This window comes from Mycobacterium sp. (assembly GCF_035633495.1).
In the GTDB taxonomy this organism is placed as follows: Bacteria; Actinomycetota; Actinomycetes; order Mycobacteriales; family Mycobacteriaceae; genus Mycobacterium.
Genome location: NZ_DASQEU010000127.1, coordinates 16,113 through 27,567, shown reverse-complemented (window position 1 = coordinate 27,567; position 11,455 = coordinate 16,113). Strand labels below are relative to the sequence as shown.

Annotated in this window: 10 protein-coding genes and 2 pseudogenes; 11 read left to right on the top strand and 1 reads right to left on the bottom strand. The window is 66.9% G+C overall.

The genetic code is table 11. The features are described 5' to 3' along the window. Both VET27_RS19405 and VET27_RS19400 read left to right on the top strand, forming a co-directional pair. Positions 1 to 381: pseudogene (locus tag VET27_RS19405) on the top strand (hypothetical protein); the annotation flags it as partial. Further along, a complete protein-coding gene (locus tag VET27_RS19400) occupies positions 378 to 503 on the top strand; it encodes a hypothetical protein (RefSeq protein WP_526521052.1) in 126 nt (41 codons plus the stop codon). The pseudogene VET27_RS19405 and the gene VET27_RS19400, both read left to right, overlap by 4 nt. 60 nt (positions 504 to 563) lie before the next feature. Here VET27_RS19400 and VET27_RS19395 read toward each other — a convergent pair whose 3' ends face one another. Further along, positions 564 to 2,054, bottom strand: coding sequence for an arylsulfatase (locus VET27_RS19395; RefSeq protein ID WP_526521050.1), 1,491 nt, complete (start codon positions 2,052 to 2,054; stop codon positions 564 to 566). Positions 2,055 to 2,236: 182 nt separating this feature from the next. Between VET27_RS19395 and VET27_RS19390 the strand changes: the two genes are divergently transcribed. The 9 genes and pseudogenes from VET27_RS19390 to VET27_RS19350 all read left to right on the top strand — a co-directional run. Beyond that, a complete protein-coding gene (locus tag VET27_RS19390; protein WP_526521048.1) occupies positions 2,237 to 2,452 on the top strand; it encodes a response regulator transcription factor in 216 nt (71 codons plus the stop codon). 115 nt (positions 2,453 to 2,567) lie between these two features. Continuing rightward, positions 2,568 to 4,178, top strand: a complete 1,611-nt coding sequence (locus VET27_RS19385; RefSeq protein WP_526521046.1) for an AMP-binding protein — start codon at positions 2,568 to 2,570, stop codon at positions 4,176 to 4,178. Between the two features lie 132 nt (positions 4,179 to 4,310). Further along, positions 4,311 to 5,759, top strand: a complete 1,449-nt coding sequence (locus VET27_RS19380; RefSeq protein WP_526521044.1) for an FGGY family carbohydrate kinase — start codon at positions 4,311 to 4,313, stop codon at positions 5,757 to 5,759. Continuing rightward, the gene (locus VET27_RS19375) at positions 5,756 to 7,150 is read left to right on the top strand and encodes an NAD(P)/FAD-dependent oxidoreductase (protein WP_526521042.1); all 1,395 of its coding nucleotides are present in this window, start codon (positions 5,756 to 5,758) and stop codon (positions 7,148 to 7,150) included. Before VET27_RS19380 ends, VET27_RS19375 begins: the two co-directional genes overlap by 4 nt. Continuing rightward, the gene (locus tag VET27_RS19370; protein ID WP_526521040.1) at positions 7,147 to 8,406 is read left to right on the top strand and encodes an NAD(P)/FAD-dependent oxidoreductase; all 1,260 of its coding nucleotides are present in this window, start codon (positions 7,147 to 7,149) and stop codon (positions 8,404 to 8,406) included. Before VET27_RS19375 ends, VET27_RS19370 begins: the two co-directional genes overlap by 4 nt. A 14-nt stretch (positions 8,407 to 8,420) precedes the next feature. Further along, positions 8,421 to 8,714 (top strand): putative quinol monooxygenase, encoded by a 294-nt coding sequence (locus tag VET27_RS19365; protein ID WP_526521038.1) that lies wholly within the window; start codon positions 8,421 to 8,423, stop codon positions 8,712 to 8,714. Between the two features lie 131 nt (positions 8,715 to 8,845). Continuing rightward, positions 8,846 to 9,520: a Crp/Fnr family transcriptional regulator gene (locus tag VET27_RS19360; RefSeq protein ID WP_526521054.1), complete on the top strand. Its 675-nt coding sequence runs from the start codon at positions 8,846 to 8,848 to the stop codon at positions 9,518 to 9,520. A gap of 98 nt (positions 9,521 to 9,618) precedes the next feature. Then, entirely contained in the window at positions 9,619 to 10,536 is a 918-nt protein-coding gene (locus tag VET27_RS19355; RefSeq protein WP_526521035.1) for an alpha/beta fold hydrolase, read from the top strand. Positions 10,537 to 10,560: 24 nt separating this feature from the next. Continuing rightward, positions 10,561 to 11,438, top strand: a pseudogene (locus tag VET27_RS19350) (ferredoxin reductase); the annotation flags it as partial. Between the last annotated feature and the right edge of the window lie 17 nt (positions 11,439 to 11,455).

The window sequence follows — 11,455 nt, the reverse complement described above, 5'->3', positions numbered from 1 at the left end:
GTTCAGTTCACCGTCCAAGACGAGGCATTCGCGTTCGAGGCGTTGCGTGCCGCGGGATTCGCCGGTGACGGAGGAGCGGACATCGGCGAAGTGCTCGCCACCACCGCTCGGATTCCCGACGGCCACGAGGACGCGTGGACGGCGGCATGGCGCACGACCGCGGTGCGGATCGCTCGGCGCGGCGAGGAGTCGCTCCTGGTCGGCGATCGGGTCAGCGCGCGTGAGGCGTTCCTACGGGCATCGAATTACTACCGCTGCGCCGAGTTCTACCGCAGGGACGACCCGGCCAACGATTCCCAGGCACTCTCCCTTTCGCGATGCTCGAGGGCGAGGGCGACGCGCTGTTCGCCGGCCAGGCAGCCAATTTTGCCCGCACGATGACGGCGCCCGTCAACCACGTCGTCATGCGCAACGCCGACGGCGCGGGTCGGCGTCGCCACGTGAGGGCGGTGCAGGTGCTGCACCAGAAGGTCTTCCACTACCTGGCGCGCACGCTCCGCTAGCTGCTGGACCAACTGCAGTGACACGCGCGAGAATGGCCGAGTGCTCGAGGGCGCCTGACCTCAGGAGGCGGGAATGCCCGCCTGCAGCTTGGCCATCACCTGCTCGAGGTTGAAGCTGGCGGACTCCTGCCGCTGCGGGAACTCGACCAGTGTCTGAAGCATCTGGGCGACGTACGCCTGAGCCGGGGTAAACACCCATACCCGGTCCAGCATCCAGTCGAAGTAGGTGTTCGACGTGATGTCGGCCCGTTCGTACGGGTCGGTCCGCAAGTTGAAGATCTTGGGGACGCGAAGCTCGGTGAACGGCTCGGCCCAGACCTGCAGGGTTCCTGGGCAGCGCTGCTCGAGGAAGACGAGCTTCCAGTTGTCGAAGCGCAACGCGGTGAGGTCCCCGTCGTCGTTGACGTAAAAGAAGTGCTGACGCGGACTGTCGTCGCTTGCGCCCGTGATGTAGTCCAACTGGTTGTGCCCGTCGAGATGCACCTTGTATGTGGTGCCGCCCAGGTCGGATCCGGCGCGCAGCCTATCGGCGATATCGGGATCGCCGGCCGCGGCCAGCAGCGTCACGAACCAGTCGTTGTGGCTGACGATCCCGTTCAGCACCGTGCCAGCGGGGATATGCCCGGGCCAGCGCACCATCGCCGGCACACGATAGGCGCCTTCCCAGTTGGAATTCTTCTCGTTGCGGAACGGCGTCATGCCGGCGTCGGGCCAGCTGTTCATGTGCGGGCCGTTGTCGGTGGAGTACATGACGATGGTGTCGTCGGCGATGCCGAGTTCGTCGAGGGTGTTCAGCAGTTCGCCGACGATATCGTCGTGATCGAGCATGGTGTCGTGGTACTCGGATTGCCACCGCCCCGAGCGGCCGATGCTCTCCGGCTTGGGGTGGGTGCGGAAGTGCATATGGGTGGAATTGAACCAGACGAAGAACGGCGTCTCAGCCTCGTTCTGTCGCTTGATGAAGTCGATTGCGGCATCACGGAATTCCTCATCACAGGTTTCCATCCGCTTCTTGGTCAGCGGGCCGGTGTCCTCGATGCGCTGGGTGCCGTCGCCGTTGGCCCAGGTGTGCAGCACACCGCGGGGCCCGAACTTCTTCCGGAATTCCGGATCCTTCGGATAGTCCGGGTGCTCGGGTTCCTCCTCGGCGTTGAGGTGGTAAAGGTTCCCGAAGAATTCGTCGAAGCCGTGCATGGTGGGTAGGAACTCGTCGCGGTCACCGAGGTGGTTCTTGCCGAACTGCCCGGTGGCGTAGCCCTGCGCCTTCAGTGCCAGGGCGATGGTCGGATCTTCAGCCTGCAGCCCGAGCGGGGCCGCCGGCATGCCCACCTTGGTCAGTCCGCTTCGGTAGGGGTTCTGACCCGTGATGAAGGCGGCCCGGCCCGCGGTACAGCTCTGCTCGCCGTAGTAGTCGGTGAAGCGGGCGCCCTCGGCGGCGATGCGGTCGATGTTCTTGGTGCGGTAGCCCATCACCCCGTCGCTGTAGCAGCTCAGGTTGCTCTGCCCGATGTCGTCGCCCCAGATGATCAGGATGTTCGGCTTGTTGCTCACAGGGTGGCCTTTCCGGCGCGGAAGGCGCGACACGCGATGGCGCGGTAGGAGCCGCCTTCTGGACGCCCACGGGCAGAACAATAGGCCAACCATTTGTTGTCCGCGTCGGTTCCGCCGCCTCGCTGGCACGGGGGGTGCGCGTGCGGGATCGAGGCATTGAACAGGTCCCCTCCATCGGCGTGATGGAGGGAACCTCTGCCTTGGGCGCTACCTGGGAAGAGCCGCCCTTCGAAGCGGTACCGGTGACCAACCGTTCCGCCGCGGGGGAGTTGGGCGCCTCGCCGAACACCGTGAACACGCATCTGCGGGCGGTATTCCGCAAGCTGGGCGTGACGTCGCGGGTCCAGCTCACCATCGCCTTGCGCAACCGCTCCGACGGCGACGGTCCTCAGCACTAACCTGGGAGACCGCTGTCTGTTTCAGGCCTCAGATCCTGTAGGGCCTCAGAAGGGAGAAGCACGCGATGAAGGGCATCGGGCATACTGCGCCATCGATCACCGGCGCGGCTGACGAATGACGGTCTCCTACGCCCGCGGTGAAGCCGACCCTGGCCTGCTGACCGACACGATCGGGCAGGCGCTGTGCCGGGCTGCCGGGCGGTGGCCCGACGGGGATGCGCTGGTGGACGTGCCCGCGGGTCGGCGGTGGACGTATTCGCAACTGCGGCAGGATGTTCGAAGCTTGGCATCGGGACTGCTCGCGGCGGGGCTGCGGCGAGGCGATCGGGTCGGCGTGTGGTCGCCGAACCGCTGGGAATGGACGCTCGTGCAGTTCGCGACCGCCGAGATCGGTGTCGTCCTCGTCACGATCAATCCGGCCTACCGCGCCCACGAACTCGAGTTCGCGATCAACCAGGCGGGCATGCGCTGGGTGTTCGCCGCGCAGCAGTTCAAGGACTCCGACTACGCGCGCATCCTCGCCGACGTCGCGTCGCGCTGCCCCGGCCTCCAACGCGTCGCACTCTTCGGCACCGACGGCTTCTCGGAGTTGTTCGCAGACGGTGATCCCGAGGTGGATGCCGTCGCCGACTCGCTCTCCCCGAGCGACCCCATCAACGTGCAGTACACCTCGGGGACCACCGGCCGACCCAAGGGTGCGACGTTGTCGCACGAAAACATCTTGAACAACGGGTACTTCGTGGGCGAGCTCCTCGCCTACACCGTCGCCGACCGGGTTTGCATACCGGTGCCGTTCTATCACTGCTTCGGGATGGTGATGGGCAACCTCGCCTGTCTCACCCACGGCTCTGCGATGGTCATCCCCGCACCGAGCTTCGACCCCGCGGCGACGTTGGCTGCCGTCCAGGCCGAATCGTGCACCAGCCTCTACGGGGTGCCGACGATGTTCATCGCCGAACTGGCCCTCGACGAGTTCGACTCGTTCGATCTGTCCTCGCTGCGCACCGGGATCATGGCGGGCTCGCCGTGCCCCGAACACGTCATGCGCCAGGTCGTGTCGCGGATGCACATGGACCAGGTGTCGATCTGCTACGGCATGACGGAGACGTCGCCGGTGTCGACCCAGACGCGCACCGACGATCCAATCGAACTCCGGGTGGGCACCGTCGGCCGGGTCGGGCCGCATCTCGAGATCAAGATCGTCGACGCCGGTACGGGCGACGTGGTCGACCGAGGCGCGGTCGGGGAGTTGTGCACCCGCGGTTACAGCGTGATGCTCGGCTATTGGGACGAGCCCGAGAAGACGGCGGAGGTGCTCGACGCCGACGGGTGGATGCACACCGGCGACCTGGCGGTCATGGATGACGCCGGTTACGTGCAGATCACCGGCCGCAGCAAGGACATGGTCATCCGCGGCGGGGAGAACATCTCCCCGCGCGAGGTCGAGGAGTTCCTCTACACCCACCCTGACGTCCGCGACGCGCAGGTGATCGGGGTTCCCGACGAGAAGTACGGCGAGGAGCTAATGGCGTGGATCGTGTTGCGGGACGGCACGTCCGAGTTGTCGGCGGATGACGTCCGCGCGTTTGCCGCTGACAAGCTTGCGCGACAAAAGATTCCGCGTTACGTGCGAACCATCGACGAGTTTCCCATGACGGTCACCGGGAAGGTTCGCAAGGTCGAACTGCGCGAGATGGGCGTCAAATCGCTTGACGGGGATTCGTAGCACTCGGACTGAGCTTCTCCCACCACGGACCCGCTCCGAGAAGCGATATCACCGGCGATATCGACTTTCCGAGTTGGTCTGGCCCCCGAAACCATGACGAACTCTTTCCGCGAGGTCGGGTACCTTGCGGCCATGACCCACGTGTTGGCCATCGACCAGGGCACCTCGGGAACCAAGGCCATCGTCGTCGACGACGACGGGCAGGTGCTGTCCATCGCCGAGGTCGCCCTGCGCCCCGAGTATCTGCCCGGCGGTGGCGTCGAGCAGGACCCCGAGGCTTTGTGGAACTCGGTGGTAGACGCGGGGCGCCGTGCGCTGGAGGGGGCAGGCGTCCCCGTTGCCGCGGTGGCGCTGGCCAACCAGGGTGAGACCGTTCTGGCGTGGGATAGGGCGACGGGCAGGCCGTTCAGTCCGGCGATCGTGTGGCAGGATCGCCGCGCGGAATCCATCTGCGCGGCCCTCGCCGAATCGGCCGACGACGTGGCTCGGCGGACCGGGCTGGTGCTCGACCCATACTTCTCCGCGCCGAAGATGGCGTGGGTCCGGGCAAACCTGACCCGTGACGGTGTCGTCACGACGACCGACACCTGGCTGGTGTACCGCCTCTGTGGCGCCTTCGTCACCGACACGTCGACCGCCAGCCGTTCTCTACTGCTCGATCTGGACGCGACGACGTGGAGTCAGAACCTCCTCGGGCTGTTCGGCCTGGCGGACGAGCGGATGCCGGATCTGGTCGCTTGTGATCAGATAGTCGGTGAGACAACGGCTTTCGGTCCCCAGCCGATCCCGGTGGCTGGCTTGATCGTGGACCAGCAGGCGGCGCTGCTCGCCGAAAGCTGTCTCGATCCCGGCGCGGCGAAGTGCACGTTCGGCACCGGCGCGTTCCTGCTCGCACAACTCGGCGAGAACGCCGCGCGTTCGGGTGCCGGACTGACCACCTCGGTCGCGTGGACGCTTCGGGACCGCACCTCCTACTGCGCGGACGGGCAGGTCTACACCGCGGCCTCGGCCGTGCGATGGGCGATCGACCTGGGTCTGGTGCACGCCGCCGACCAGCTCGACGTCGTCGCGGCGTCAGCGGGTGGCTCCAGCGGCGGCGTCCTCTGCGTGCCCGCCCTCGCCGGGCTGGCCGCCCCTTGGTGGGACGCTCGAGCCACCGCGTCGTTCACGGGCATGACGCTCAGCAGCGGCAGGGGTCATCTAATTAGGGCGCTGCTGGAGGGAATCGCCGCTCAGGTCGCGTGCCTGGCCGACCTTATGGCGCAGGACCTGGGGCAGCCGCTGACGAGGCTTCGCGTCGACGGTGGCCTCACGCGCTCCGCGGTGCTGATGCAGGCGCAGGCCGATCTCGCCCGCATTCCCGTGGAGGTCTACCCATCGGCCCACGCCACACCGCTGGGCGCTGCGGCGTGCGCCCGGCTCGCGCTCGACCCAGTCCTGAGCCCCGCGGACGTCGTCGGATACTGGACACCGCAGCACACCTATGAACCGGTCTGGTCCGACGACCGCGCGGCCGAGCACCTGGCCCGGTGGCGGCAGGCCGCAGCTGCCGTGCTGACCCCGAAGGAGACCCAATCGTGAACGATCCGAGGGACATTCGAGACGTCGCCGTCATCGGCGCTGGCATCGTCGGGAGCGCCATCGCTCGCGCGCTCGGGAGCACCGGCCTGACCGTGACGTTGATCGAGGGGCGCGACGACGTCGGTGATGGCACCAGCAAGGCCAATACGGCCCTGTTGCACACTGGCTTCGACGCCACCCCGGGCACTTTGGAGTCCCGATTGGTCGCCCGCGGGTACGACCTCCTGGGTGAGTACGCCGAGCAGGTCGGCATCCCCGTCGAGCGCACCGGCGCGTTGCTCGTCGCATGGACCGACGAGGAGCGCGACGCTCTGCCAGGCCTGAAGGACAAGGCGGAGCGCAACGGGTACCACGCGTGCGAAATCGTGAGCGGCGAAGAGGTTTACCGCCGGGTTCCCGAGCTCGGACCCGGCGCGCTGGCCGGCCTCACCGTGCCTGGTGAGGCGATCATTTGCTCCTGGACCACGAACCTCGCGCTGGCGACCGACGCCGTTCGACGCGGTGTCGAGCTTCGCCGCAGTGCCGAAGTCACCGACGTCATTCCGCGCGGCGGCGTGGTCGAGCACACCACACTGGTCACCACTGCCGGCGAGATCAACGCTCGCTGGGTCGTCAACGCGGCGGGGCTCGGTGCCGACCACCTGGACGCCAGGTTCGGACATCGGCGATTCACCGTCACTCCGCGGCGCGGCGAACTGTTGGTGTTCGACAAGCTCACCCGCCCGATGGTGCCGTGCATCGTGCTGGCCGTGCCCTCGTCGCGCGGTAAGGGAGTGCTCGTGAGCCCGACCATCTACGGCAATGTGATGGTGGGGCCGACGTCGGAGAACCTGACCGACCGCACCGCCACCGGCACCTCGGAGGAGGGCTTCGAGTTCCTGCTGGGCAAGGGCCGCGCGCTGATGCCGACCTTGTTCGACGAAGAGGTGACCGCGGCCTATGCGGGCCTGCGGGCCGCGATCGACCACGGTGACTACCTCATCGACGTAGACCGCGACCAGCAGTACGTCCTCGTCGGCGGCATCCGCTCGACGGGCCTTACCGCGGGAATGGCGGTCGCAGAACATATACTGGAGTTGCTGGCCGCCGACACGGGCCTCGACCTCGCGCCGCAGGCCGAGCTGCCACCAGCGCCGCGGATGCCGAACATCGGCGAGGCGACGACGAGGCCGTATCAGGATGCCGAGCGCATCGCCGGGGACCCCGAGTACGGCCGCATCGTGTGCTTCTGCGAGCGCGTCACCGCAGGCGAGATCCGAGATGCGTTCGCATCGGTGATTCCGCCGCGCGACCTCGACGGGCTTCGTCGTCGCACCCGGGTGATGAACGGCCGCTGTCAGGGTTTCTACTGCGGTGCACACGCCGCCGAATTGCTCGAGGCAGCCCAATGACCAATGCCGGCAACGAAGTTCAGAGGGTGGCCGTAGCCATCGTCGGGGGAGGTCCGTCCGGGCTCACGGCGGCCTCGGAATTGGCCCCGATCGTCGACGGCGAGGTCCTCGTCGTCGAGCGCGAGGCCGAGACTGGCGGAATACCCCGGCACAGTGACCACCCGGGCTACGGGATGCGCGACCTCAAGCGATTCATCTCTGGACCCGCGTATGCCCGCCGTCTGACCGACTCCGCCCGGGACGCCGGAGCGCACCTGGAGACCGAGGCGATGGTCACGGGATGGCGCGGTGAGCGCACTTTGGAGATCACGTCGCCACGCGGCCGGCGGACCCTGGCGGCCGACGCCGTCGTGCTGGCGACCGGAGCCCGGGAGCGGCCGCGGGCCGCCCGGTTGATCCCCGGCGACCGTCCCGAGGGCGTCTACACCACCGGGCAACTGCAGAACCTCGTCCACGTGCACCACGCCAACGTGGGGACCAGCGCCGTCGTGGTGGGCGCCGAACTCGTCAGCTGGTCGGCCGTGCTGACTCTGCGTGAAGCCGGTTGTGCCACAGTCGCAATGATCAGCGCCTATCCGCATTCGGAGGCCTACGCCGCGTTCCGAATCCCCGGTCGCGCGCTCCTACGTGGGCCGAGGATGACCCGCAGTCGAGTGGTGAGCATCGACGGGAAGACGCGGGTGCGGTCCGTGGTCGTGGAGAACGTCGACACGGGCGCGCGCACCACGATCGACTGCGACACCGTGATCACGACGGGTGACTGGATCCCAGACCACGAGCTCTCCCGGACGGCAGGCTTGACAATGGACGTCGACACCCGCGGTCCGATCGTGGACGCGAGTCTGCGGACCAGCAAGGCGGGGGTGTTCGCAGTGGGCAACCTGGTACATCCCGTCGACACCGCGGACTGCGCCGCACTCGAAGGCCGTCACGTCGCACCGAAGGTCCTCGGCTGGCTCGACGGGAGAAGCGCCGCGCCACAAGGTATTCGAGTACGAACCAAACCTCCCTTCCGGTGGGTGACGCCGCAACTCATCACCGCTGACGGGGGTATGGCACCGCGCGGGGATCTGTTGTTCTGGGTGGACGAGTATCACCGAGTCCCGCGACTGCGCGCGGTCCAGGACGGTCGCACCATCGGCGAGAAGCGAACTCTGTGGCCTGCCGCGCCGGGACGCATCTTTCGGGCGCCATGGTCACTAGTGTCCGGCGCCAACCCAACGGGTGGTGGCGTCACCATCGAACTCGCCGTCTAGTCAGGAGATCCTCAATGGCCGTCACCGTTCTGCTCGAGCTCAAGTTCAAGGCCGAGTCCGTCGCCGAGGCACGTGAAGTCTTCGGCCGCGAGCTCGAGAAGACCCGCGCCTTCGAGGGCAACGTCGTCACCGACGTCCTGGTCGACGAGGACGACGAGGCGCACTGGATCGTCTACGAAGTCTGGGAGTCCGTCGAGCACGACGAGGCGTATCGCGCCTTCCGCGCCGGCGACGGCAAGATCACCGATCTGCCGCCATTGCTGGCCGCACCGCCGGTCAAGACCCGGTACGCGACCACCGACATTTGAGGACCGATTACCGTCCCAGGCTTTACAAAGCGGATCGGCACCGTCACGCTCACAGGCATGTCCGCGCAAACCGACAGACTTCACCACTACCGGATGGAGTGGGCGTGAGGTCGACGGTGGATCCCGGCGACGTGGAGGAGGCCCTCGCGCGCTCCGGAATCGTCCAAGGTGTCGACCCCACCGCAGTCGCCGCGCTGATCAGTCAACTTCAGCCCGTGGACTTCCCCCGCGGACACACGGTCTTCGTCGAGGGCGAGACCGGCGACCGGTTGTACATCATCGTCTCGGGCAAGGTGAAGATCGTCCGCAGCACCCCGGACGGGCGCGAGAATCTGCTTACCATCTTGGGTCCGTCGGACATGTTCGGGGAGTTGGCGATCTTCGATCCAGGCCCGCGGACGTCGAGCGTGACCACGGTGACCCAGGTGCGCGGGGTCTCGATGGATCGCGACGCGCTGCGTGCCTGGATAGCCGGTCGTCCCGAGATCGCGGAACAGTTGCTGCGGGTACTGGCCCGTCGCCTGCGCCGCACGAACAACAACCTCGGCGATCTGATCTTCACCGACGTACCGGGTCGCGTGGCCAAGCAACTGCTGCAGTTGGTGCAGCGTTTCGGTGCGCAGGAGGGCAACGCGCTGCGTGTCACCCATGACCTGACTCAAGAGGAGATCGCCCAACTGGTCGGCGCATCCCGCGAGACGGTGAACAAGGCGCTCGCCGACTTCAGTCAGCGCGGCTGGATCCGCGTGGAGGGCAAGAGCGTGCTGGTCCTCGATCCGGAGCGCCTCGCGAAACGCGCGCGTTGACGTCGCGTTGACGGGTTCGCGGTAATGGGGCAGGCTCCAAGTTACCGGCGAGTAGCGCGAGGGCGCGCTGAGATCGAACCGAACTGGAGAGATCAACGATGAATGACGTGAAGTTCCTCGACCTGCACGGAGACCGGGTCGCCTACCGTGACGAGGGCAGCGGCGAGGTCCTGCTCCTGATTCACGGCATGGCAGGCAGTTCCGATGCCTGGCGGGAGTTGATTCCCAGGCTCGCCAAGAGCTACCGCGTGGTGGCACCCGATCTGCTCGGCCACGGCCAGTCGACCAAGCCCCGCGGCGACTACTCACTCGGTGCGTTCGCGGTGTGGCTTCGCGATCTTCTCGACGAGTTGGGCGTCGCGCGGGCGACGATCGTGGGCCATTCGCTCGGCGGCGGGGTCGCGATGCAGTTCATCTATCAGCACCCCGACTACTGCGAGCGGGTCATTCTGATCAGCAGTGGCGGACTCGGCCCCGACGTCGGCTGGATTCTTCGGCTGTTGTCCGCCCCCGGCGCCGAGTTCGTTCTGCCGATCATCGCCCCGACCCCGGTCTTGAAGGTGGGCAACAAGATTGGGTCCTGGTTCACCTCCTCCGGCATGCGTGCGCCTCGCGCCAGCGAGATATGGCGCGCCTACTCGTCCTTCGCGGATCGACCCACGCGCGACGCTTTCCTGCGCACCCTCCGATCCGTGGTGGACTACCGCGGTCAGGCCGTCAGCGCGCTGAATCGTCTGCACGTCCGCTCCGAGCTGCCGACGTTGGCGATCTGGGGCGAGGACGACGAGATCATTCCGGTCGAGCACGGCCACGCCGCACAGGCCGCGCGGCCGGGCAGTTGGTTGGAGGTACTGCCCGGTGTCGGGCACTTCGCCCACGTCGAGGCGCCCACCGAGGTCGCGGAGATCATCGACGACTTCATGAAGGCGACCAAGCAGAACGTGGGCCTCGACGTCGAGATCCCGCCGTCGGCCGTTCATTGGGGCAGTCTTCGGTTGACCGAAACTGATCGTTAAACGCCGGGTCTGGGGCTGAGCTAGATGGCTCCGACGCTGCGAAAGCTCGCCCGCTGGAGCGAGAAGCCCGCAAGAAACGTGGAGACTGGATCGAGTCGGCGGGTGAATCTGCTGCGCGGGCTCGCGGCAAGGGCGACGACGCCCCTTCTCCCCTATGACTATCTGACCCTGCTCAACCCGCTGTGGTCGGCCCGCGAGCTCCGCGGTGAGGTCATTGACGTGCACAAAGAGACCGAAGACACGGCAACTGTGACGATCAGGCCGGGATGGGGTTTCTCCGGTGACTATCAGCCGGGCCAGTACGTCGGCATCGGTTTGAGCATCGACGGAAAGTGGCACTGGCGGTCCTACTCGCTCACCTCGATTCCGCGACGCGACAAGAAGCTCATCTCCATCACCGTCAAGGCGACTCCCGAGGGCTTCCCGTCGAGTCACTTGGTGAACGGTGTGAAGGGCGGAACGATCGTTCGCTTGGCGTCACCCAAGGGTGACTTCTCGCTTCCCGATCCGCCGCCGGCCAAGCTGCTGCTGGTCACCGCGGGCAGCGGCGTCACGCCCGTGATGGCGATGCTGCGATCCGTCCAGCACCGCGGCACGTTTGCGACATCGTCCACATCCACTCGGCGCCGTCGGCCGGGGACGTGATCTTCCACGACGAGCTGCGGCAACTCGAGAACGATCGGGGCGACTACCGGCTGCACCTTCAGCTCACCGACGAACAGGGCCATCTCGACTTCGCGTCGCTCGGCGGCATCGTCGAGGACTGGAAGGAACGGCCCACCTGGGCGTGTGGTCCGCCCGCAATGCTCGACACCCTCGAGAAGGTCTGGACCGATGCGGGCGTGCCGGACGGCCAGCTTCACATGGAGCGCTTCGTCATCGCCCGCACCGACAAGGGCGGGGGCCCGGCGAGTAGTGG

Excerpts from the sequence above, each read along its gene's own strand:
- VET27_RS19370 (WP_526521040.1), top strand. The coding sequence starts at position 7,147 with ATGACCAATGCCGGCAACGAAGTTCAGAGGGTGGCCGTAGCCATCGTC.
- VET27_RS19380 (WP_526521044.1), top strand. The coding sequence starts at position 4,311 with ATGACCCACGTGTTGGCCATCGACCAGGGCACCTCGGGAACCAAGGCC.
- VET27_RS19385 (WP_526521046.1), top strand. The coding sequence starts at position 2,568 with ATGACGGTCTCCTACGCCCGCGGTGAAGCCGACCCTGGCCTGCTGACC.
- VET27_RS19365 (WP_526521038.1), top strand. The coding sequence starts at position 8,421 with ATGGCCGTCACCGTTCTGCTCGAGCTCAAGTTCAAGGCCGAGTCCGTC.
- VET27_RS19390 (WP_526521048.1), top strand. The coding sequence starts at position 2,237 with ATGGAGGGAACCTCTGCCTTGGGCGCTACCTGGGAAGAGCCGCCCTTC.
- VET27_RS19400 (WP_526521052.1), top strand. The coding sequence starts at position 378 with ATGACGGCGCCCGTCAACCACGTCGTCATGCGCAACGCCGACGGCGCG.
- VET27_RS19355 (WP_526521035.1), top strand. The coding sequence starts at position 9,619 with ATGAATGACGTGAAGTTCCTCGACCTGCACGGAGACCGGGTCGCCTAC.